Source organism: Stutzerimonas stutzeri (assembly GCF_000952685.1).
Lineage (GTDB): Bacteria > Pseudomonadota > Gammaproteobacteria > Pseudomonadales > Pseudomonadaceae > Stutzerimonas > Stutzerimonas stutzeri_E.
Window position 1 is genome coordinate 23,365 of sequence record NZ_JYHV01000030.1, and the last position, 23,351, is coordinate 46,715.

A 23,351-nucleotide genomic window follows, 5' to 3' on the forward strand; every position below is an offset into this window, starting at 1 on the left:
TCGAACGGCTGCCTCATTAATTGGCAGTAGTCAGCCGGCTCATCTCTCCAAGGAATATGGAAAATGTTGCGCCGCATGCTGCTCATGCTTGGCGCGGTGATCGTCGTCGTACTGATCCTCGCTGCCCTGAAGTTCAATTCGATCTACTCGCAAATCCAGCAATTCAATGCACCGAAGCCGCCAATCGATGTCGAGGCCGTCGAGTCCAGCCGTCAGCCCTGGCAGAGCCGGATCCCGGCGATCGGTACACTCACCGCATCTCAGGGCATTGATCTGTCGGTAGAGATTGCCGGCACCATCAGTGACGTACAGTTCCGCTCAGGTGAAAAGGTGAGCAAGGGCCAACCGATCGTTCTGCTCGACAGTGAAATCGAGCAGGCAAGCCTGGCTGCCGCCGAAGCCGACCTGCATCTAGCGAAAGTGGAATTTCAGCGCGCACGCAGTTTGATTGATCGCCAGGCCATCTCACGCAGCGAGTTCGACCGGCTGAATGCCGAGTCGCAGAAGGCAGCGGCCACCGTTGCACAGTTGAAGGCCAGCCTGGCGAAAAAACGCATTCTTGCGCCCTTCTCTGGAACGATCGGGATCCGTCAGGTGGATGTCGGTGACTTCGTTGCTGCCGGCACACCGATCGCCACGCTGCAGGATCTGTCGACTCTATTCGTCGACTTCTACCTGGCCGAACAGCAGGTTCCCTTGCTTGCCATCGGCCAATCCGTGCGGGTTCAGGTCGCCGCGTTTCCCGGTGAGCGTTTCGAGGGCAAGATCGTCGCTCTGAATCCCAAGGTGGAAACCACCACCCGCAACGTGCAGGTCCGCGCGGAGTTGGCCAACCCCGGCGAGCGTCTGCTGCCCGGCATGTTCGCCGATCTGCAGGTGCTATTGCCCAGCGAAGAACCCCAAGTCGTCGTGCCGGAAACCGCGATCACCTACACGCTATATGGCAACTCGGTGTTGGTGGTGAAGGAAGGTCAGGCGCCCGAGCCCGAGGAAGGCACCGAAGCGCCCGAGCGCAGCGAACCCTATCTGGTGGTGGAACGGCGCTTTGTCGAGACCGGGGAGCGTCGCGACGGCCGTGTGGTGATCCTCGAAGGGCTCGAGGCTGGTGAGCAGGTGGTTGTCGCCGGCCAGCTCAAACTGGATACCGGTGCCCACGTCGCGATCGCCAAGAAGCGCACGCTCGAACTCAAGCCAAACAGCGGGTCCGACGCTCACTGAGGCGTCGACTACAGGGACATAGATCGTCATGGCTTTTACCGATCCATTCATTCGCCGTCCGGTGCTGGCCAGCGTGATCAGCCTGTTGATCGTGCTGCTCGGCTTTCAGGCGTTCAACAGCCTGGTGATTCGCCAATATCCGCAGATGGAGAGCGCGCTGATCACGGTGACCACCGCCTACCCCGGGGCCAACGCCGAAACCATCCAGGGCTATATCACCCAGCCCCTGCAACAGAGTCTGGCCAGCGCCGAAGGCGTGGATTACATGACTTCGGTGAGCCAGCAGAACCTCTCGGTCATCTCGGTTTACGCGCGGATCGGAGCCGATACCGACCGGCTCTACACCGAGCTGTTGAGCCAGGCCAACTCGGTGAAGAACCAGTTGCCGCAAGATGCCGAGGACCCGGTTCTGAACAAGCAGGCCGCCGATTCCACGGCGCTCATGTACATCAGCTTCTATAGCGAACAGCTGACCAATCCGCAGATCACCGATTACCTGTCTCGGGTCATCCAGCCGAAGTTGGCTACCCTGCCCGGGATGGCTGAGGCGGAGATCCTTGGCAATCAGGTGTTCGCCATGCGCCTCTGGCTGGATCCGGTGAAACTCGCCGCCTACGGCCTCTCCGCAAGCGATGTGAACGAGGCGGTGCGCAAGTACAACTTTCTAGCTGCCGCCGGTGAGGTGAAGGGGCAATACGTCGTCACCAGTATCAACGCTGACACGGAACTGAAAACGCCTGAGGCCTTCGCCGCCATACCGTTGAAGACCCAGGGCGATAGCCGCGTGCTGCTCGGCGACGTGGCGCGGGTGGAGATGGGCGCCGAAAGTTACAACGCAATCAGCTCTTTCGATGGCATTCCCTCGGTCTACATCGGTGTCAAGGGGACCCCCAGCGCAAACCCGCTGGACGTCATCAGGGAAGTGCGCGCGATCATGCCGGAGATCGAATCGCAACTGCCGCCAAGCTTGAAAGTCACCATCGCCTATGATGCGACACGCTTCATCCAGGCCTCCATTGACGAAGTAGTGAAAACGCTCGCCGAAGCAGTGGTCATCGTGATCGTTGTGGTGTTCCTGTTTCTGGGATCGCTGCGCTCGGTGCTGATTCCGGTGGTCACCATTCCGCTTTCAATGATCGGCGTAATGTTCTTCATGCAAGCCATGGGCTACTCGATCAATCTGCTGACGCTGCTGGCCATGGTGCTGGCAATCGGGCTGGTAGTGGACGATGCGATCGTAGTGGTGGAAAACATCCATCGGCACATCGAGGAAGGCAAAACGCCGTTCCAGGCGGCCATTGATGGAGCACGTGAGATCGCCATGCCAGTGGTCACGATGACCATTACCCTGGCGGCCGTCTACGCGCCGATCGGCTTTCTGCAGGGTCTGACCGGTGCGCTATTCCAAGAATTCGCGCTGACATTGGCCGGTGCAGTGTTGATATCCGGCGTGGTCGCACTGACGCTGTCGCCGATGATGTGCTCGCGCTTGCTACGTCATGAAGAAAACCCGACGGGCCTGGCACACCGCCTGGATCTGGTCTTCGATCGATTGAAAGTGCGCTACCAGCGCGCGCTGCATGGCACGCTGAACACGCGTCCGGTGGTGCTGGTTTTCGCCCTGATCGTGCTCGGGCTGATTCCGGTACTGCTCAAGTTCACCGAAAGCGAACTGGCACCTGAGGAAGACCAGGGCATCATCTTCATGATGGCCAGCTCGCCGCAAACGGCCAACCTCAATTACCTGAACACCTATACCGATCAGTTCCTGGAGATTTTCAAGTCGTTCCCAGAGTACTACTCCTGGTTCCAGATCAACGGCTTCAACGGCGTGCAGAGCGGCATTGGCGGGTTCCTGATGACGCCTTGGGACGAACGGGAACGAACCCAGATGGAAGTACTTCCGCTGGTCCAGGCAAAGATCGATCAGATCCCCGGGCTGCAAGTCTTCGGCTTCAACCTGCCCTCCCTGCCCGGCACCGGCGAGGGGCTGCCGTTCCAATTCGTGATCAACACGGCTAACGACTACGAATCCCTGCTGCAGGTCGCCGAGCGTATCAAGGAAAAAGCCGAGGCGTCCGGCAAGTTCGCTTTTCTCGATATCGATCTGGCGTTCGACAAGCCAGAGATCGTCGTCGATATCGACCGTGAAAAAGCTGCACAGATGGGCGTGACGATGGAAGACCTCGGCATGACCCTGGCCACCCTGCTCGGCGAAAGCGAGATCAATCGTTTCACCATCGAGGGCCGCAGCTACAAGGTGATCGCCCAGGTCGAACAGGCCTATAGGGATAACCCGGGCTGGTTGAGCAATTACTACGTGAAAAACGACCGGGACGAGATGTTACCGCTGTCCACCCTGATCACGGTTCATGACCGCGCACGGCCGACCCAGTTGGCACAGTTCCAACAACTCAACGCGGCGACGATTCAGGGCTTCCCGATCGTCAGCATGGGCGAAGCCATCGACACGCTGCGCAGCATCGCTCAAGAAGAAGCACCACAGGGCTTCACGTTCGACTATGCCGGCGCATCGCGCCAGTACATCCAGGAAGGTACCGCCCTGTACACGACCTTCGCCCTCGCCCTGGCTGTCATCTTCCTGGTGCTGGCGGCGCAGTTCGAGAGCTTCCGCGATCCGCTGGTGATTCTTGTCACCGTACCGCTGTCCATCTGTGGCGCGCTGGTGCCATTGTTCCTGGGCCTGTCGAGTATGAACATCTACACCCAGGTCGGGCTGGTGACGCTGATCGGTCTGATCAGCAAGCACGGCATCATGATCGTCGAGTTCGCCAACCAGCTGCGCCAGGAACGCGGATTGAGCCGTCGCGAGGCCGTGGAAGAAGCGGCGGCGATCCGCTTGCGCCCGGTATTGATGACGACGGCGGCGACGGTATTCGGCATGGTGCCATTGATTCTAGCCAGCGGTGCGGGCGCGGTCAGTCGCTTCGATATCGGAATGGTAATCGCAACCGGCATGACGGTCGGCACGGTGTTCACGCTGTTCGTCCTGCCTGCCGTTTATACGATGCTGGCAAGCCCCGAGCGCGCCACGACGGCAGCTCAAACAGCAGCCTGAGGCAAATCGGATATCCCATCCGCTCGCGCCGGGCGGATGGCTTGTATCAGGCGCGGCTAGCCTCGGCCCACCAAGCTTTGCGACATGCCGTACATGAATAACAATAGATCCTTATCGGGACGCGCTTCCCAAATCGAGGTTTGGGCCATGCGCGGAATCGGGCAGTGATCACTGACTTCGCTACGCGCCACTACCCTGGCGTCCGGTTCGCTCCATGCGGCGGCACACAGGGAGGCGACACCCAGTGAGCCGGCTAGAAACAATCCTCGTGCAAATTCAAGCTTCATCGCGCAAGCCTTTGTTATTAGGTGATTCGAATGCTCACCATAGTCCACAATCGAGCTGTGCGTTGAAGAAAATGATAAATGGTCAATTTTTGAGCAGAGCGCTCCGCTAACGCCGTATCAATTGGCGAGACAGGACGCTCACAGGCAGTAACCGCTAGAACCTTCTGCGCGGAAAACCACGCATAAAAAAGCCCCGCACTAGGCGGGGCTCTTCATGTAGCGGGACCGGCTGGCTTACATCATGCCGCCCATGCCACCCATACCGCCCATGCCGCCCATGTCCGGCATGCCGCCGCCAGCAGCCTTGTCTTCAACCACTTCAGCGATCATCGCTTCGGTGGTGATCATCAGGCTGGCGATGGAAGCCGCGGCCTGCAGAGCAGAGCGGGTAACCTTGGCCGGGTCGAGAATACCCATCTCGATCATGTCGCCGTACTCGTCAGTCGCAGCGTTGAAGCCGTAGTTGCCCGAACCCTGCTTGACTTTGTCGACCACAACGCTCGGCTCGCCACCGGCGTTGGATACGATCTGACGCAGCGGCGCTTCAACGGCGCGGCGCAGCAAGGTGATACCGACGTTCTGGTCTTCGTTGTCGCCCTTGAGCTCGGAGATGGCCTGCAGAGCGCGCACCAGGGCAACGCCACCGCCGGGAACCACGCCTTCTTCGACGGCTGCACGAGTAGCATGCAGGGCGTCTTCAACGCGGGCCTTCTTCTCTTTCATCTCGACTTCGGTACCGGCGCCAACCTTGATTACGGCAACACCGCCAGCCAGCTTGGCCAGACGCTCTTGCAGCTTCTCTTTGTCGTAGTCGGAAGTGGTGTCTTCGACCTGCTTGCGAATCTGCGCAACGCGGGCTTCGATGTCGCCCTGCTGACCAGCACCGTCGATGATGGTGGTGTTTTCCTTGTTCAGCACGACGCGCTTGGCGTTACCCAGGTGCTCCAGGGTAGCGGTTTCCAGGCTCAGGCCGACTTCTTCGGAAATCACGGTACCGCCAGTCAGGATGGCGATATCCTGCAGCATGGCCTTACGACGATCGCCGAAGCCAGGCGCCTTGACGGCAGCAACCTTGACGATGCCACGCATGTTGTTGACGACGAGGGTAGCCAGGGCTTCGCCTTCAACGTCTTCAGCAACGATCAGCAGCGGACGACCGGCCTTGGCAACACCTTCCAGCACCGGCAGCAGTTCGCGGATGTTGGAGATCTTCTTGTCGACCAGCAGCAGCATCGGGCTGTCGAGCTCGGCCACCATGGTGTCCGGCTTGTTGATGAAGTAAGGGGACAGGTAACCACGGTCGAACTGCATGCCTTCCACGACGGACAGTTCGTTTTCCAGGCCCGAGCCTTCTTCAACGGTGATCACGCCTTCTTTACCAACTTTTTCCATGGCTTCGGCGATGATGGCGCCGATGGAGCTGTCGGAGTTGGCGGAAATGGTGCCGACCTGAGCGATGGCCTTGAAATCGGCACATGGCTTGGACTGATTCTTCAGCTCAGCGACGATGGCGATGGTCGCCTTGTCGATGCCGCGCTTCAGATCCATCGGGTTCATGCCAGCAGCGACGGCCTTCAGGCCTTCGTTGACGATCGACTGAGCCAGAACGGTGGCAGTGGTGGTGCCGTCGCCCGCGTCATCGTTGGCACGGGAAGCAACGTCCTTGACCAGCTGCGCACCCATGTTCTCGAAACGGTCCTTCAGCTCGATTTCCTTGGCAACGGAAACGCCATCCTTGGTGATGGTCGGAGCGCCGAAGCTTTTCTCGATGACGACGTTACGGCCTTTCGGGCCGAGGGTCGCTTTCACCGCGTCAGCCAGGACGTTAACGCCTACCAACATTTTCTTGCGAGCGGAGTCGCCGAACTTAACTTCTTTAGCAGCCATGTTGATTCTTCCTCAAATTCTGTTGATGGAACGCAGTTCGCTTAAAGCGAGCGCTGATCAGGCTTCGACGACGGCGAGAATCTCGTTCTCGCTCATCACCAGCAGGTCTTCACCGTCGACCTTGACGGTGTTGCTGCCGGAGTAAGGGCCGAAGACGACCTTGTCACCGACCTTGACGGCCAGGGCGCGTACTTCGCCGTTGTCCAGAACGCGGCCAGTGCCGACGGCGACGACTTCGCCACGGTTCGGCTTCTCGGCAGCGGAGCCCGGCAGAACGATACCGCCTGCGGTTTTGGTTTCTTCTTCGCTGCGGCGAATCACGACGCGGTCATGCAGAGGACGAAGCTTCATTGTCGATCTCTCCTAGTACAGTGGTTTCCATGCCGATGCATACTCATCGGCGGGTTGGGCAAATCCGGCGGTGCCGGTTGCGGCCCGCAATGCGAGCCGCAGAAGACGGACTGTCGAACACGACAGCGACCTTGCGGTGACCGCTACATGCGGGCGCGGAAAAATGATTTCAAGGGCGCATGGCTGATTTTTTTTGAATTGAGAAATGAAAAAGGCATGCCTGTGCATGCCTTTTCTCGAACGGTCAGCATCACTTGTCGCGACGCTCCCACTCGCCCTCGATCACATTCGGTCGCTGGGGTCCGGCGTGACGCTCCTGTTGCTGACGCAGATCATCGGCAAAAGCACGACGGCGTTGGGCCTGAGCCTCGACACGACGGCCGACGAAACGGAGAAACAGCTTGCGCGACGGCGGAAACAGCACCAGCAGCGCGACGATGTCGCTGAGAAAGCCCGGCAGGAACAACAAGCCGCCAGCGACGGCCATCATCAGTCCCTGAAGCATCTCCTGCTCCGGCAGCTCGCCACGAGCCAACCGCTCACGTGCACGCCAGGCGGTGGCAAAGCCTGCCAGACGCAAAAGCAGGATGCCGGCCATGCCGCTGATAATCAGCAACAGTATGGTCGGCAATACGCCAATCGAGCTGCCGACCTTGATCAACAACGCCAACTCAGCCAGCGGAAACAGAAGAAACAGCAGTAAGAAAATACGCATCGATAGTCCTTGACGGAAGAACGGCTTCCGATTTCGTGTAGATGACGGCAGCCTGAACCGAATTCAACCCATCGAGAGAACAGGCTGTAACCGGATTATTCACCCCTGCGCTTACGCCAGGCTGAATCAGCGCCGCGCCATCGCGACTAACGCCTGCCGCACCGCGCCCGCGTTGTGGCACGGATCTGGAAATGCCAGCCAGTGTATGGCCTGACCGATGCGCAGGTGAAAGCCTTCGCTGTCGATACCGACCATGCTGGCTTCAGGCGCTGATGGCAGGCCTGCCCGTACGACGTAATGGGCTATCGCCGCGGCATGGTCGCTGTTCATGTGATCGAGCATCTCGCCCTCGCCACCGTCCGTCTGCGCAAATGGATTGGCCTGCGCCACGTCGTCCAACCAGTGAATCGCGCCGAAGCCCCCGATGTAGCGCCAGCGCACCGGTTGCAGCACCCAGAAGTCGAAATCATGCGCGCGATGGTAGTCACGCGACTCCGGGAAATAGCGGTAGTAGCGCTGCGCCGCAGCGTCTACGGCCTGTGCCCCGGTGAGCACCCTAGCCTCCGCCAGTACGGTAAGACGACCGTTGGCCTGCACATCTTCTACACCGCGCTCGGCGATCAACAACGAGCAGCGCGGGTCAGCCTGGAGGTTCTTGGTGTGCTGAGCGATTCGACTGATCAGGATCAGCGGCCAGCCTTGCTCGCTCAGGCAGTAGGGGACTGCGGAGCCGAAAGGAAATCCGGGCATGCTCTTGGAGTGCGTCGAGAGCACGCCGCGGTATTCCTTGAGCAGGAGTTGTCGGGCATGCTTGGCGGCTTCAGCGCTCACGGTGTTCCTCGAAGGCTTATCTGATTCAACGGGCCACCAGCATAACGGTTTCGTCGGCGGGCGTCGTTTACCGGCATCCTCATCAAGAAGGAATGGTCCATGCAGTTAAAAGACAAGATCATCATCATCACGGGCGGCGGTCAGGGGCTGGGACGTGCGATGGGTGAATACCTCGCCGGCAAGGGCGCCCGCCTTGCGCTGGTGGACCTCAACCAGGAGCGTCTGGATGAGGCCGTGGCAGCGTGCAAGAGCGCCGGCGGCGATGCGCGGGCCTATCTATGCAACGTCGCCAACGAAGAACAGGTCAGCCATATGGTTGCCCAAGTCAGCGAAGATTTCGGCGGACTGGATGGCTTGGTCAACAATGCCGGCATCCTGCGCGACGCCCTGACCATCAAACTCAAGGATGGCGAACTGTCGAAGATGAGCCTGGCACAGTGGCAGGCGGTAATCGACGTCAACCTGACCGGCGTGTTCCTCTGCACCCGCGAAGTGGCCGCGAAAATGATCGAACTGAAGCGCCAAGGTGCGATCGTCAACATCTCTTCGATCTCACGCGCCGGCAACATGGGCCAGGCGAACTATTCGGCCGCCAAGGCTGGCGTTGCAGCGGATACGGTTGTCTGGGCCAAGGAACTGGCGCGCTATGGCATACGGGTGGCTGGCGTCGCACCCGGATTCATCGAGACTGAGATGGTCGCCAGTATGAAGCCCGAAGCACTCGAAAAGATGACTGCCGGTATTCCGCTCAAGCGACTCGGCAAACCGATGGAGATCGCTCATTCGGTCGCCTACATCTTCGAGAACGACTATTACACCGGACGCATTCTTGAGCTGGACGGCGGCTTGCGGATGTAACGCGGCGACACCAGGCCAAGCTGCAAGTCGAAGCGCTCGTCGCTCTTCTTGCAGCTGATTTACCAGCCCACCCCAAAGCCGATGCTGTAACGCGTTTCATCCATGTCGCTTTCAGCACCGCTGACGATGTCCTTTTCGGCTTTCATGTTCAACGAGGCCCAGTCGGTGACCTTGTAACGCAATCCCACCTCTGCATCGAGTTCGTAATCGGCGACGTTTTCCAGCGGTTTGCCAATCTCCCCGTTGCTGAACAGCTCAAACGTCTTACCCACCAGATAACGGTTGTACTTCCACTTCATTGCCAGCGAGTAGAAATTTTCCGTGCCACCATCGGCGAATTCATAATCACTGCGGTTGATCAGCGAGGCCAGGGAGAAGGCGCCCAGATCGTTATCCCAGAATTGATAACCCGGGCCGGTACCCAGTGTGCGCTGGCGACGGACGTCTTCCACCTTGTCGCGCTTGTACTCCAGACGCCCCTGCCAGAACCAGTGCTCATCGAGGAATCGATCGAGCGCATATTCGGCGTCCCAATTGTCCGTCGCAGTAACGCCGTCGCGATATTCGCGGTTGTAATTGGCCGTCGCGTTGTGCCGCCAGAGGCCATGGCGTGCGGAAGTATCGAAGGAGACGTCGTAGTCGTCGGTATCGGTTTCGGCGCGCTTGTAATCCATCGCCACATCGATGTTGCCCTTCCAGGTCAGATCCTGGATCAGCGGTTTCGGATGAATGATCTGGGTGATGCTGGAAAGCGGGACCGTACGCGGTACCCCGCCGTTGCTAAGTGTGACCTTGCCATCGTCGGCGGCCTGGAGCGACTTGGCTAGTTCCCCGGTCACATCGTCCTGTTTGACCAGCAGTTGCTGGTTGCTTTCCAGTGTCGCGACCTGGCTCCATTTCACCGGAATCGAGCCGCCATAGTCGGTTTCGATCAGCAATTTTCCACCATCGAGCACGCTGATCTTGCCGGTCAGGCGATCGCCATTCTTAAGCCAGACGGTATCGGCGAGCGATGGCAAGGAGAAGAGCGAAAGTGATACGCAAAGCAAGGTTCTGGAAAACATAGAAGGCTGAATTTCTGGACAGATGGGGATAGAAAGGCTGGCATTATCCTTATGCGTTGAATCACAGCAAGCACTGACCGCCGAATAGCAACCGAGTTCAGCCAAGAGAGCTCCAAGCCCCATACGCACAGGACATTCCATGATCGAACAACCCCCTCTGCTACCGCCTGCGGCCGACGCCGAATCGCGCCGCGCGGCTGTTTATCTGGTCATGGCGCAAATCCCTGAGGGCAAAGTGGTGAGCTATGGCGAACTGGCCAGCATGGCCGGGCTGGGTCGCGCGGCGCGTTGGGTTGGTCGGCTGATGTCGCAATTGCCCGAGGGCACCCGCCTACCTTGGCATAGGGTAATCGCAGCCGGCGGACGACTCAGCCTACCCGCGGGAAGCGCCGCCGGACATGAGCAGCGCATGCGCCTGCGTGCCGAGGGGATAACCATCGTCAATGACCGCGTGGACATACGTCGACATGGCTGGCATTCGGCGGAGCACAGCGGGTAGAGTGCGCGCTTCATGTTTATAACCGTCTTGTCATATGTCCCGTGAAACCTGGCGTGCCGCCCTCGCCGCCTATGCCAGCCCCGCCTCGCTGACGCTGCTGGTGCTCGGCTTCGCCGCAGGCCTACCCGCTATTCTGGTGTTTTCCACACTTTCGGTATGGCTCCGCGAAGCGGGCGTCTCGCGCGAAACGATTGGCTTCGCCAGCTGGATCAGCCTGGCTTATGCCTTTAAATGGGTCTGGTCGCCAATGCTCGACCAATGGCGTCTGCCGTGGATAGGCGCGCTGGGCCGGCGCCGTTCCTGGTTGGTGCTGTCGCAGTCGGTGATTGCCATTGGTTTGGTTGGCATGGCGCTGTGCAACCCGCAATACAACTTGACCATGCTGATTGCACTCGCCGTCGCGGTGGCCTTCGCCTCGGCGACCCAGGACATCGCCATCGACGCCTATCGCTTGGAGATTGCCGAGGACAAACTGCAGGCCACGCTGGCGGCTAGCTATATGACGGGCTACCGGATCGCCATGCTGTTGGCGAGCGCCGGCGCGCTGTTTCTTGCCGAATGGCTGGGCTCCACCAATGTCGAATACAGCCAGAGCGCATGGGCTACCACCTACGTTGCCTTTGCGCTGCTGATTCTGCCGGGTCTGGTCACTAGCCTGCTGATCCCTGAGCCAGAGGGTGCCGCGCCGCTTCCCAACGAGCCCTCGAAGTACAGTTTCAATCATCAGTTGGCGGGTGTCGGCTTGCTGCTGGTGCTGCTGGTATCCCTGCCGGCGATGATCAACGCGCTGATCGCACAGGCCTGGCCACGGGCGATCTTGTATCTCTTGTTCATCATCGGTTCGCTGTCGCCCTGGGGGCGCGCGCTGCTGGTGCCGGTTCGCCAGATGCTGCACCAGGCCGGCCAGCGCCAGCGTCCGGCACGGTTCGATTTCGTCCACCAGGCGGTCTCGGTGATCGTGCTGATCATCCTGATGGTGTCGACCACCGGCATGTTCCAGTCCTACTGGGGCGGTTACTGGCCGCGTGGCACCATGTATCTGTTGATCTGCTGGGGTTGTCTCTCCGGCCCCGGACGGATACTGATGGGACCGGTCCTGACACCCATCACCGATTTCATCCTGCGCTATCGCTGGCAGGCGCTGCTGCTGCTGGGGCTAATCGCCACGTACCGGATGTCCGACACCGTGATGGGCGTCATGGCCAATGTCTTCTACATCGACCAGGGTTTCAGCAAGGACCAGATTGCAAGTGTCAGCAAGCTGTTCGGGCTGATCATGACCCTGCTCGGCGCTGCTTTCGGTGGCCTCTTGATCGTGCGCTTCAGCATCTTGCCGATCCTGTTCATCGGCGGCCTTGCATCCGCCGCGACCAATCTCTTGTTCATGCTGTTGGTGGAAATGGGCGCCAATCTGAACATGCTGATCGTCACCATTTCCTGCGACAATTTCAGCGGAGGCCTGGCTTCCACCGCCTTCGTTGCCTACTTGTCGAGCCTCACCAACCTGAAATTCTCCGCCACACAGTACGCGCTGCTGAGCTCGTTGATGCTGCTGCTGCCGCGGCTACTGGGCGGCTACTCCGGTGTCATGGTCGAACATCTCGGTTACAGCGATTTCTTCCTGGCCACCGCACTGCTCGGTGTACCGACCCTGGTACTGATCGCCTGGCAGTGGTCACGCAGCCGCAGGCAACCGGAGCCGGCCGATCCGTTGGCCAGCACTGAGCGGAGCTAAAAAAAGCCGGCAATCGCCGGCTTTCCTTTTCCATGCTGAACCTCAGCTCTGAACCAGATGCACCACACGCTGGGGAAACGGAATGCCGATGCCCGCCTCGTCGAAGCGCTCTTTCAACCGCTCGGTGAAATCGAAGGTCACCGGCCAGAAATCACCGGTCGCCACCCAAACCCGCAACGACAGATTGACCGAACTATCGCCCAGTCCTGTCACGAAGACCACCGGCTCGGGATCACGTAGTACCCGCTCATCCTGCGCGATTTCCAGCAGAATCTGGCGCGCCAACTTGATATCCGCACCGTAGTCGATGCCAACGTTGATGTCGGCGCGACGACGCGGCTCGCGCGAATAGTTGGTGATATGCCCGTTGGACAAGCTTCCGTTGGGCACGACGATGGTCTTGTTATCGGCAGACTTGAGCACCGTGTGGAAAATCTGAATCGCATGCACGGTACCGGCAACACCCTGTGCCTCGATCCACTCGCCAACGCGAATCGGTCGGAACAGCAGGATCAAGACGCCGCCGGCAAAATTGGCCAGACTGCCCTGCAACGCCAGGCCAATGGCCAGACCGGCAGCACCGATCACAGCGATGAACGATGTCGTTTCCACCCCGATCATCGACGCCACGCTGACCAGCAACAGCACCTTCAGGATGACGCTCGACAGGCTTTCGATGAAACCGTGCAGCGAAGGATCCACTTGACGGCGCTGCAGCAAACCGCCGATTTTGCTGACGAGCTTGTTGATCAGCCACCAGCCAACCAGGAAGGTTGCCAACGCCAGTAGCACCTGGGCGCCGTACTGCAGAACGATCGGCAACCATGCCTCGGATAGATCAACCAGATAATCGACACTGAAATCCATCAGTAAAAGTCTCCTTGGGGTGCGGAGCGAGTCGGCCGACAGGCCGCTCGGCAGTGAAAAGGGCGCGCCTGCGCGCCCAGCGGATCAATCGCGGAAGTTATTGAACTGTAACGGCATACCGAAATCCTTGGCCCGCAGTAAAGCAATGGCTTCCTGCAGATCATCGCGCTTCTTGCCAGTCACCCGAACCTGCTCGCCCAGGATCGCCGCCTGCACCTTGAGTTTGGCGTCCTTGATATGGGCAACGATTTTCTTGGCCAGCTCTTTGTCGATGCCTTCGCGCAGCACGACTTCCTGCTTGACCGATTTGCCCGATGGGTAGGGATCTTTGAATTCCAGGCATTGGATGTCGATCTTGCGCTTGACCAGGCTCAGCTTCAAAATTTCAAGCATCTGTTCCAGCTGGAAATCGGCATCTGCGGTCAAGTGGACCGTCAGGTCCTTCAGCTCAAAAGTGCCTTTACCGCGCAAATCGTAACGCCGGTCCAGCTCTTTGAGGGCATTGTCGATGGCGTTGGTAACTTCGTGCTTGTCCAATTCGGACACCACGTCGAACGAGGGCATGGGCTTCCTCCTTTAAGAACGGCGCAAGGGTGTGACCCAGCGCGCTTAGCTTGACGGTTCAAATGGGCCATCATTATAACTGTTCAGGCCAATGGCCCCGCTACCGGTGTTACGGCACTTCCCCTTTCTCCGAGCCCATGCATGCCCAACCCTCAACTCAGCATCCTGGTGGTGGACGACGCCAAATTCTCCAGCGTGATGATCGGTCGTGTCCTGTCCAAGGCCGGTTACGAAGACGTTCGCTTCGCCAATAGCGCCAGCGCTGCACTGGAATTGATCGAGCAGCGCCCTGCGAACGTTCTGCTAGCCGACTGGCTGATGCCAGAAATGGACGGGCTGGAGCTGACCGCACAGGTACGTCAGCAGGATGAAATGTCCGATCATTACACCTACATCATCCTGCTGACCGGGCGCGACGGTCAGGACGTGCTGAGCAAGGCCTTCGATCACGGTGTGGATGATTTCATCGGCAAATCGGCTATGAACGATCAACTGGTACCTCGGGTATACGCCGCCGATCGCCTCTGTGGCTCGCTGCAACGCCTGATACGGGAAAACCGTTTGCTGACCGAAAATATCGCCAGGCTGGAACAGCGCAACCTGATCGATCCAGTTACCGGCCTTGGGAATGCCCGCTACCTTCATCAGCGGCTCGGCGACAGCCTGCGCCAGATCGAAAGCCGCGGCGGCGCGCTGTGTTATCTGGTAATCGGCCTGCCGGAGATTCATAGCCAACGGGAACGCTACGGCGAGCATTTTCATCAGGAGCTGCTTCGAGGTGTGGCCAGGCGCTTACAGCAATTGGTACGCCCACTGGATGTGCTCAGCTGCCTGGATGAGGGACATTTCGGCCTGCTCACTCTGGTCGACGATCTGCGCGGCTGCTCACCGAGCAGTTTCAAACGATTGCACGATGGTCTTAACCTCAAGGCGTTCAAGACCAGCGAGGGCTTTATTTCCATCAGGGCCGGCATCGGTCTGGTCAGCCTTGATGCGAGCACGCTGCCCGCCGAGCCCCAGACGATCACCTCGCGCGCCGAGGCCCTGTTACCCAACGCATACGCCACGGGACGTATCGTGCCCCTGCGTTATACGCAGCCTGCCTGATGAGCAGCTCCTGGCATGTGCTTGGTGCCGGCAGCCTCGGGGGGCTCTGGGCAACGCGCCTGTTTCGCGCTGGCATACCACTGCGGATTATCCTGCGCTCGCCGGAACGACTCGCCGACTACCAAGCCGCGGGTGGCTTGGGTCTGATCGAAGATGAGAGTCTGCATGTCTATCCCGTGCCGGCGGAACTGCCTGATGCGAGCGCACCGATAGGCCGACTGCTGGTCGCCTGCAAGGCCTACGATGCCGAAGCCGCCATCGCCGCAGTGGCGCCGCGACTGATCAAGGGCGCGGAGATCCTCCTGCTACAGAATGGCCTGGGAAGCCAGCAAGCCATTGCCGAGCGCTGGCCGGAAAGCCGCTGCGTATTCGTCTCCAGCACCGAAGGGGCTTATCGACAGGCTGATTTCCGCATCGTCTATGCCGGCCACGGCCAGAACTGGCTGGGCGAACCTGACCCTTGCTCCCCTCCGTCATGGCTGGCCGATCTGGACGCCGCCGGCATCCCCTATGCCTGGGCCGACGATATTCTGGGCAAGCTATGGCGCAAACTGGCGATCAACTGCGCGATCAACCCGCTGACCGTGCTGCATGATTGTCGCAACGGCGAGTTGCTGACCCACCGCATACCGCTGCATGGACTCTGCACCGAGCTCGGTGAATTGCTTCGGACGTGCAACCAGCCTGACGCCGCCGATGGGCTCGAAGACGACGTGCTGCGCGTCATAGAAGCGACAGCCAACAACTTCTCATCGATGCAGCAGGACGTACGAAGCGGACGCCGGACCGAAGTCAGCTTCTTGCTCGGTCACGCCTGCCACACCGCGCAGCAGCACGGTTTGAAGACGCCAGAGCTGTGCACGTTGCTCGAGCGGCTCCAGACCTTCCTACGTCATCACGGATTGCCCGCGGACTGAGGCACCGCTACCCTGCTGAAACACCCTTCAGCTGTCCTTACCATGACCCTGCGCCAGCGCCTTGAAAATCTCCCGGTCGGCCGCAAGTTGCTGGTCGCCCTGCTCGTACTGCTTGCCGCAGTGCTGCTGGTGTCCAACCTGGCGTTCATCAGTGCGGCCTATTGGATTTCCCGCCAGAGCGTCGCGCCTCAGGCGATGCACACGCTTGGCGCGCTGCTCGCGACACCCGAATTGAGCGATCGCGCGCTGGAATCCGCAACAGCTGCCGACGAGTTACTGCAGAAGCTGAACGACTACGCCCCGCTACGTGCAGCAGTGGTCTACGACAGCGCTGGTCGGCGCCTGGCACAGTTGTATCGCGGCGATCCGCTCGACCTGCCGCAGCAGATCAGCGAACTGCCGACCTGGCAAAAGACCGAGATGCGGGCCAACCTGCTGGTGGAGCTGCCGCAAACCGCAGGGCCTCCGGGTTATCTGCTGATCATTGCCAGCAGCGAACTGCCCGGAGCCTTCTATACCGGCACCCTGACTGCCAGTCTCGTCATTCTGCTGGCCAGTCTGCTGCTCTGGGCGTTGGTGGCCCGGCAGATCCGCCAGGCGATTACCCGTCCGATCCGCGACCTCGAGGCGCTATCCCGCCAGGTCACGCGCGAAGAAAACTATTCCCTGCGGGCGACGGCGAAAAACCAGGATGAAATTGGCCATCTGGCCGACGCCTTCAATACGATGCTGTCGCGCATGGAAGCACGCGAACAGCAGCTCAAGCGTGCCCGCGACGATGCCCAGGACGCATTCGACCACGCCCAGGGCCTAGCGGAGGAAACCCGTCATTCCAACCGCAAGCTAGAGCTGGAAGTTCAGGTTCGCAGCAAGATCGAGAAAAAGCTCACCGGCTTTCAGAACTACCTGAACAGCATCATCGATTCGATGCCCTCGGTGCTCATTGCACTGGACGAACAACTTTATGTGACCCAGTGGAATCAGCAGGCCAGCGCGCTTTCCGGTACCTCTATCGATGACGCACTGAATCAGCCGGTATTCATCGCCTTCGAGCCGCTGAAACCCTTCCTGACCCAGATCCGCCGAACTTCCGAACGTCACCAGGTGGAAAAGATCGAGCGAGTCACCTGGATGTTCAACGACGAGCCCCGCCACTACGCGCTGACGTTTTATCCATTGATGGGCGGCGGTGGTCGCGGGGTGGTAATTCGTATCGACGACATCACCGAGCGCATCAACATGGAGGAAATCATGGTGCAATCGGAAAAGATGCTGTCGGTGGGCGGCCTCGCCGCAGGCATGGCGCATGAAATCAACAATCCCCTGGGCGCCATTCTGCATAACGCGCAAAACATTCGCCGACGCCTGTCGCCAGATCTGGAACGCAATCGTGAGGCTGCCGCCGAAACCGGCGTACTGCTGGAGGCGGTGAATCAGTACCTGCAGCGGCGGGAAATCCCGCAACTGCTCGACGGGATACAGCAGGCAGGCTCCCGGGCAGCCAAGATCGTCAGCCATATGCTGAGCTTCAGTCGCCTGAGCAACCGGCAGCTGGCCGATTGCCAGCTGACCGTGCTGATCGATCAGGCGCTGGAGATCGCGGGCGGTGACTTCGCGCTGCTGGACGGCTTCGATTTCCGTTCCATCGAGATCATTCGCGATTTCGATCCGCAAGTAGACCGTGTGCCCTGCATTGGCAACGAACTCGAACAGGTGTTACTGAACCTGCTGAAAAACGCCGCGCAAGCCATCCATCAGAAACCAGACCGACGCCGCGGGCAGATCACGCTGCGCACACGCCTGAATCCGCCGTGGGCCGAGATCCAGGTGGAAGACAACGGTGTCGGCATTCCCGAGCATATTCGCAAACGAATCTTCGAGCCTTTTTTCACCACCAAAGAGGTGGGCCAGGGAACCGGGCTGGGTCTTTCCGTTTCGTATTTCATCATCACCAACAATCACAAGGGTCAGATGGAAGTGCAGAGCAGGCCGGATCAGGGCACCGTTTTCACCCTGCGCCTGCCACTGACATCGCCCTCAGATACCAACTGAAGCTGAACCTGGGACTTACCGATGGGCAACCGACTCTCCAAGATCTACACCCGTACCGGCGATGCCGGGGAAACCGGCCTGGCCGATGGTCGCCGGGTCCCCAAGAATCATCCGCGAATCGAAGCCATGGGTGAGATCGATACACTCAATAGCCAGTTGGGCCTGCTGCTCGCCGAACTGGCCGAAGCCCAGGCACGCTGGCCGGATCTGGCTGAACTGATCGAAGTCCTGAGCCCCTGTCAGCACCGCCTGTTCGACCTGGGCGGTGAGTTGGCGATGCCGGATTATCAAGCGTTGAACGACGCAGAGGTGGCTCGCCTCGAGGCCGCAATCGATCACTGGAACGTCGAACTCGGGCCGCTCGAGGATTTCATCATGCCGGGTGGCACACGATTGATCGCGCTCGCTCACCTGTGCCGCAGCATGGCGCGAACGAGCGAACGGCGCTGTCAGCAGCTCAACGCTCTCGAGCCGCTGCGCCCAGTCGGCCTGGCCTATCTCAATCGCCTCTCGGACCTGTTCTTCGTCGTTGCTCGGCTGATCGCGCGTCGCCAAGGCTGCGCCGAAATCCTCTGGCATGCCGCCAGCGCACCCGCCAACGCCGATGCCTGAGCAAAGCGCAGACCGACACGAACGCTTCCGTAACGGGCTGCACGCAGCCTGGGAAGCATTCATCGTTCTGCTGGTATGCATCAACCTCGGGTTGATCCTGTTCGACAGCCTGTTCACCGTAGCACCGCTCAATCAGGCATTCGCCGAATGGTTGCCTACGCTGCATCAGCGTTACGACGCGTTGATTCACCGCAACTTCCAACTGATCGATCTCGGTTTCGTCGCCATATTCGTTCTCGACGTGCTCCTCGGTTGGACCGTTGCGTTGTTCGAACGACGGTACGCACGCTGGTACTACTACCCCTTCGCCCACTGGTACGACGTGCTCGGCTGTATCCCGCTGAGCGGTTTCCGCTGGCTACGCGTGCTGCGAGTCGGCAGCCTGCTACTTCGACTGCAACGCCTGGGCCTGATCGATGTCCGCCAATGGGCGATTTTCGGCCTGGTCTATCGCTACTATTCACTTCTGCTCGAAGAGCTGTCCGATCGCGTCATGGTCCGGCTGTTCAGCCGCATGCAACAAGAAATAGGCGCCAGCGACGACCTATCCCGAAGGCTGCTGGAGGAAGTGGTGAAGCCGCGCAAAGAGCGGCTGCTCGATGACCTGTCGCGACGCCTGCACAGCATGTTGGAGAGCGGCTATCGAGACAACCGTGGCGCCATCGAAGGCTACGTCGGCGGCCTGATCCACCAGGCGCTGGCAAATAATCCCGAGGTGAGCCGCCTGCGCCGCCTACCGTTGGGTGACCGAGTCGCCGAGACGCTGGACGAAGCCCTCACCGACATCGCCGCACGGTTGCTACAAGGCGCGGTCGACGGTCTGCAGGGCGCTCAGTTTCAACGTTTGGCCCGCAACCTGGCTGACGAATGTTTCGAGGCCTGGGTTTACCAGGACGAGAACACGGATCTCGCCCTGGAAGAACTGCTGGTCGATGTCATAGAAGTGCTCAAGCAGCAGGTGCTCGACCGGCGCTGGAGCCGCTTTGTCGGACCTATCGAGCCGCCAACCCCACCGAGCTAGGGCCTGTTACCGGCTGCGAGTCGCAGCGAAACATCAACGCGGCCTAATATGATCTCGCGGCGGCGGCGCCGTGCTGTTGATCGATACGCGAACCGACGACCATCTCGGTGGCCCAGTTGACCAAAATATCCGTGTAGGCCTTTTGGCAGCTCTCATTGGCCAGAGCATGATCGGCACCGAGAATGATGCGGTGCGTCAGCGAGTGCGTCTGCTGAAAGGCCGCGCGATAACTCATGATCGTGCTGTGCGGAACCAGATGATCGTGTTCCGACTCGACAATCAGCACATCGCCGCGAAACTCGGCGCAAGCGGCCAGTGCCCGATTTTCCTCTGGAGCAACCCGGCGGCCACGCAGCTGATTGAGCGTATCGCGATCCAGCTGTCGCTTGGGCATGGCCCAGTCATCATCACCGTATAGGGCCGGCACACGCATCGCCAGCCACCTGACCGGCCGCAAGGATGTGAGCAAGGCGGCCAGGTAGCCGCCATAACTGGTACCCACCACAGCGATCGCGGCAGGATCGATGTTCGGGTGCTGCGCCAGCAAATCGTAAGCCGCCAGCAGGTCGCGCAGATTCTGCTCGCGCGTAACGGTCTGCTGTTGAGCCAAGGTCAGGGCATGCCCCCGCAAATCGAACGACAGGCATATGCAGCCTAGCCCAGCGATACCGCGCGCGCGTGTCAAATCGCGTTCCTGACTGCCGCCCCAGCCATGCACGAAAAGCACGCCCGGTAATTTTGTCGGCGGCGACAGGAAAGTGCCGGCAATGTGTTCGTCATCCACAAGGATATCCACGCATTCACTCTGGGTTGCCATAGTCCTCCACCAATGCGTATTTGGTTATGAATCCGACTTCGGCGTCGTCACCACGAAACAGCACGGTCGCACCTTCAGGCACGGTCGATTCGCCGTACAGCTCGACCGATGAGGCATGAACGACCTTGCCGCCCCGGCCCTGCGCGAATGCCTCCAGCGCCGCGACCTCCGCACTGCTGGCACCGCCGATTCGCCAGGACTGCTCCAGCACACCGGAACAGGCCCGCCCTCGGTCATCGATGCCCTGGGCGATATCGTAGTTGCGTCGAGAGGCATAGAAGTTACGAAAGCAATCCGACGCGGCCGCGTCATAGACCTGAGCCTGAGAGATGGCAAGACGAGTCCTTTCCGGCAGATCCAAGTCCAATAACGTATCGAAGTCGCCATCGACGACCAGCAGATCCGAGCCGCCATACACGGTGTCACCCGCGTTGTCGGGAGTCAGGCGCTGGGTCCCGTAATAGCTCAGAATTCGTCCCGCAACGCGTATCTGCCCCACGCTGAACGTGGTCACGTGCTCCAGATTCGCCTCAAGAACCAGCCCGAATTGGGCCAATTCGGCTTCATCCACGTTTTCCAGGGCGTGATCGAGTGCCTGAACAGTGCTCACCCGTTCCTGTCCTCGGCCACCGGTGGCCCGTACTGGCTTGATTCTCAACGCCCCTTCGTTCAGCAGACGCCGCCCAGCCTCACGCGCATCGTGCAGGGAAAACACACTGTAGCCGGGCAAAACGCCGCCCGTGACACGACGGGAGAACTCTCGCGACCAGCCAAGGGGGGAGTCGGCATCCGGGCGTACCAGAGGATGGGTGATCGCCTTGGTCTCGATAAAGGCATGCGGTACGACACCACCAAACAGATCCCGCTCGCCCTCCAGTCCCAGTTTGCGCGCCAGATCCGTACCGACCACAGTGGAAGAAGGCACGAAATAGAGCGGACACGGATAGCTGGCCTCTGCGTCGTACTCACCGAGAAAGGCAAGCCCTTGCAGCGCTGCCAGGCGCTTGGCGAGCTGCTCGTGCACGACCTTTTCGTGCTCGGGTTCGTTGGGTCGATTGGTCAGGGTTACGACAGCCCCTCGAGTGTCTTGCGGGGTATCCGCACTCTTCATAGGTGGATTCGCTCCATGGACTACAGGTACATGCGCGACGAAGCGACCGATCGCCGCTTCCTTCGCTCGTTTCCACCCGACCAAAGCGGATCCGGTGTATCGAGTAGACCCCTGTTTTACGCTATCTATCCTGCAGCCCAGCCAGCCGCGACCGGCCTCCAGTCCGCAAAAATAAAAAAGGGGAAGTAGACGGACGTCTGCTTCCCCTTTTTCGTTAGCGCTGTGCTCAGTCGTCGACGGAGCTGCGGATCAGGTGGTCGAAGGCACTCAGCGAGGCCTTGGCGCCTTCGCCGACGGCGATGACGATCTGCTTGTACGGCACGGTGGTGACGTCGCCGGCGGCAAAGATGCCCGGCAAGGAGGTCTCGCCACGCGCATCGACGATGATCTCGCCACGTGAAGTCAGCTCCACGGTGCCTTTCAGCCAGTCGGAGTTGGGCAACAGGCCGATCTGTACGAAGATGCCTTCCAGCTCCAGCTCATGAAACTCGCTGGAGTTGCGGTCCTTGTAGATCAACCCGTTGACCTTCTGGCCGTCGCCGGTGACTTCGCTGGTCAGCGCGCTGGTGATCACGCTGACGTTCGGCAGGCTGTAGAGCTTCTTCTGCAGCACGGCATCGGCGCGCAGTTGGCTGTCGAACTCGAGCAGGGTCACCTGAGCGACGATGCCGGCCAGGTCGATGGCCGCTTCGACACCCGAGTTGCCGCCACCGATCACCGCCACGCGCTTGCCCTTGAACAGCGGGCCGTCGCAGTGCGGACAGTAGGCGACACCGCGCCCACGGTATTCCTGTTCACCGGGCACGTTCATCTCGCGCCACCGCGCACCGGTGGCCAGGATCAGGGTCTTGGCCTTCAGCGAGCCGCCATTCTCCAGTTTGATCTCATGCAGGCCGCCTTGGTTCGAGGCCGGGATCAGCTGGGCTGCGCGCTGCAGGTTCATGATGTCGACGTCGTATTCGCGCACATGGTTTTCCAGCGCACGGGCCAGTTTCGGGCCTTCGGTCTCGTTCACCGAGATGAAGTTCTCGATGGCCATGGTATCGAGCACCTGACCACCGAAACGCTCGGCCGCGACACCGGTACGGATGCCCTTGCGCGCGGCATATATGGCCGCTGCGGCACCGGCTGGTCCACCACCAACGACGAGTACGTCAAACGGTTCCTTGGCGCTGAGCTTCTCGGCATCACGCGCCGAAGCGCCGGTGTCGAGCTTGGCGAGGATTTCTTCCTCACCCATGCGCCCCTGGCCGAACAGCTCACCGTTGAGATAGATGCTCGGCACGGACATGACCTGGCGCACCGTGACCTCTTCCTGGAACAGTGCACCATCAATGGCGACATGATGGATGTTGGGGTTGAGCACCGCCATCAGGTTCAGCGCCTGGACCACGTCCGGGCAGTTCTGGCAGGACAGCGAGAAGTAGGTTTCGAAACGGTACTCGCCGTCGAGGTTCTTGATCTGTTCGATGATCTCCGGCGCAGTCTTGGACGGATGACCGCCGACTTGCAGCAGGGCGAGGACCAAGGAGGTGAATTCATGTCCCATCGGGATGCCAGCGAAGCGCAGGCTGATATTGCCGCCGATACGGTTGAGCGCGAACGAGGGGCGACGCACGTCATCGCCGTCAGTACGCAGGGTGATCTTGTCGCTCAGGCTGGTGATCTCTTCCAGCAGCTCGAGCATTTCCTGGGACTTCTCGCCGTCACCGAGGGACGCGACGATCTCGAACGGCTGGGTGACCTTTTCCAGATAGGT

Annotated in this window: 21 protein-coding genes; 10 read left to right on the plus strand and 11 right to left on the minus strand. The window is 60.1% G+C overall.

The features are described from left to right. Positions 1-63: 63 nt before the first annotated feature. A complete protein-coding gene (locus tag UF78_RS16505; RefSeq protein ID WP_045163315.1) occupies positions 64-1,218 on the plus strand; it encodes an efflux RND transporter periplasmic adaptor subunit in 1,155 nt (384 codons plus the stop codon). Between the two features lie 28 nt (positions 1,219-1,246). Next, the gene (locus UF78_RS16510; protein ID WP_045163316.1) at positions 1,247-4,297 is read left to right on the plus strand and encodes a multidrug efflux RND transporter permease subunit; all 3,051 of its coding nucleotides are present in this window, start codon (positions 1,247-1,249) and stop codon (positions 4,295-4,297) included. Between the two features lie 56 nt (positions 4,298-4,353). On the opposite strand, the gene UF78_RS16515 is transcribed toward UF78_RS16510, so the two are convergent. The 5 genes from UF78_RS16515 to UF78_RS16535 form a co-directional block, all read right to left on the minus strand. Further along, positions 4,354-4,584 carry a hypothetical protein gene (locus tag UF78_RS16515; RefSeq protein ID WP_025242763.1) on the minus strand — a complete coding sequence of 77 codons (231 nt, stop codon included), beginning with the start codon at positions 4,582-4,584 and terminating at the stop codon, positions 4,354-4,356. Positions 4,585-4,818: 234 nt separating this feature from the next. Continuing rightward, a complete protein-coding gene (groL, locus tag UF78_RS16520) occupies positions 4,819-6,471 on the minus strand; it encodes a chaperonin GroEL (protein WP_045163317.1) in 1,653 nt (550 codons plus the stop codon). A 57-nt stretch (positions 6,472-6,528) separates the two neighbouring features. Beyond that, positions 6,529-6,822, minus strand: a complete 294-nt coding sequence (locus UF78_RS16525; RefSeq protein WP_003294630.1) for a co-chaperone GroES — start codon at positions 6,820-6,822, stop codon at positions 6,529-6,531. Positions 6,823-7,072: 250 nt separating this feature from the next. Next, on the minus strand, positions 7,073-7,537 hold the full coding sequence (locus tag UF78_RS16530) for an FxsA family protein (protein WP_045163318.1): 465 nt from the start codon (positions 7,535-7,537) through the stop codon (positions 7,073-7,075). Between the two features lie 126 nt (positions 7,538-7,663). Next, positions 7,664-8,368, minus strand: coding sequence for a HugZ family protein (locus tag UF78_RS16535; protein ID WP_045163319.1), 705 nt, complete (start codon positions 8,366-8,368; stop codon positions 7,664-7,666). 99 nt (positions 8,369-8,467) lie between these two features. On the opposite strand from UF78_RS16535, the gene UF78_RS16540 reads away from it, so the two are divergent. Further along, the gene (locus UF78_RS16540) at positions 8,468-9,226 is read left to right on the plus strand and encodes an SDR family oxidoreductase (RefSeq protein ID WP_045163320.1); all 759 of its coding nucleotides are present in this window, start codon (positions 8,468-8,470) and stop codon (positions 9,224-9,226) included. A gap of 59 nt (positions 9,227-9,285) precedes the next feature. On the opposite strand, the gene UF78_RS16545 is transcribed toward UF78_RS16540, so the two are convergent. Next, complete coding sequence (locus UF78_RS16545; protein ID WP_045163321.1) at positions 9,286-10,290, minus strand: DUF481 domain-containing protein; 1,005 nt, start codon at positions 10,288-10,290, stop codon at positions 9,286-9,288. A gap of 139 nt (positions 10,291-10,429) precedes the next feature. On the opposite strand from UF78_RS16545, the gene UF78_RS16550 reads away from it, so the two are divergent. Both UF78_RS16550 and UF78_RS16555 read left to right on the plus strand, forming a co-directional pair. After that, positions 10,430-10,789, plus strand: a complete 360-nt coding sequence (locus UF78_RS16550) for an MGMT family protein (RefSeq protein WP_045163322.1) — start codon at positions 10,430-10,432, stop codon at positions 10,787-10,789. A 34-nt stretch (positions 10,790-10,823) separates the two neighbouring features. Then, on the plus strand, positions 10,824-12,524 hold the full coding sequence (locus UF78_RS16555) for an AmpG family muropeptide MFS transporter (RefSeq protein ID WP_045163323.1): 1,701 nt from the start codon (positions 10,824-10,826) through the stop codon (positions 12,522-12,524). A gap of 42 nt (positions 12,525-12,566) precedes the next feature. Here UF78_RS16555 and UF78_RS16560 read toward each other — a convergent pair whose 3' ends face one another. Both UF78_RS16560 and UF78_RS16565 read right to left on the minus strand, forming a co-directional pair. After that, the gene (locus UF78_RS16560; protein ID WP_045163324.1) at positions 12,567-13,391 is read right to left on the minus strand and encodes a mechanosensitive ion channel family protein; all 825 of its coding nucleotides are present in this window, start codon (positions 13,389-13,391) and stop codon (positions 12,567-12,569) included. A gap of 84 nt (positions 13,392-13,475) precedes the next feature. Next, a complete protein-coding gene (locus tag UF78_RS16565; RefSeq protein ID WP_045163325.1) occupies positions 13,476-13,955 on the minus strand; it encodes a YajQ family cyclic di-GMP-binding protein in 480 nt (159 codons plus the stop codon). A 141-nt stretch (positions 13,956-14,096) separates the two neighbouring features. On the opposite strand from UF78_RS16565, the gene UF78_RS16570 reads away from it, so the two are divergent. From UF78_RS16570 to UF78_RS16590, 5 genes are read left to right on the plus strand one after another with little or no spacing between them, the layout of a single operon-like run. Next, positions 14,097-15,062: a GGDEF domain-containing response regulator gene (locus UF78_RS16570; protein WP_045163326.1), complete on the plus strand. Its 966-nt coding sequence runs from the start codon at positions 14,097-14,099 to the stop codon at positions 15,060-15,062. Continuing rightward, positions 15,062-15,979, plus strand: coding sequence for a putative 2-dehydropantoate 2-reductase (locus UF78_RS16575; RefSeq protein WP_045163327.1), 918 nt, complete (start codon positions 15,062-15,064; stop codon positions 15,977-15,979). The genes UF78_RS16570 and UF78_RS16575 overlap by 1 nt, the downstream gene beginning before the upstream one ends. Before the next feature lie 42 nt (positions 15,980-16,021). Further along, positions 16,022-18,031 (plus strand): ATP-binding protein, encoded by a 2,010-nt coding sequence (locus UF78_RS16580; protein ID WP_045163328.1) that lies wholly within the window; start codon positions 16,022-16,024, stop codon positions 18,029-18,031. A gap of 21 nt (positions 18,032-18,052) precedes the next feature. Then, entirely contained in the window at positions 18,053-18,643 is a 591-nt protein-coding gene (locus UF78_RS16585; protein WP_045163329.1) for a cob(I)yrinic acid a,c-diamide adenosyltransferase, read from the plus strand. Continuing rightward, positions 18,636-19,664 carry an ion transporter gene (locus UF78_RS16590; RefSeq protein ID WP_045163330.1) on the plus strand — a complete coding sequence of 343 codons (1,029 nt, stop codon included), beginning with the start codon at positions 18,636-18,638 and terminating at the stop codon, positions 19,662-19,664. Before UF78_RS16585 ends, UF78_RS16590 begins: the two co-directional genes overlap by 8 nt. Before the next feature lie 43 nt (positions 19,665-19,707). Here the strand turns inward: UF78_RS16590 and UF78_RS16595 are convergent, their stop codons facing one another. From UF78_RS16595 to ahpF, 3 genes are all read right to left on the minus strand, one after another. Next, positions 19,708-20,481, minus strand: a complete 774-nt coding sequence (locus UF78_RS16595; RefSeq protein WP_045163331.1) for an alpha/beta hydrolase family protein — start codon at positions 20,479-20,481, stop codon at positions 19,708-19,710. Continuing rightward, entirely contained in the window at positions 20,465-21,592 is a 1,128-nt protein-coding gene (locus UF78_RS16600) for a DUF3182 family protein (protein WP_045163332.1), read from the minus strand. Before UF78_RS16600 ends, UF78_RS16595 begins: the two co-directional genes overlap by 17 nt. Positions 21,593-21,818: 226 nt before the next feature. Further along, the coding region (ahpF, locus tag UF78_RS16605; RefSeq protein ID WP_080890648.1) for an alkyl hydroperoxide reductase subunit F at positions 21,819-23,351 on the minus strand (1,533 nt) is incomplete at its 5' end.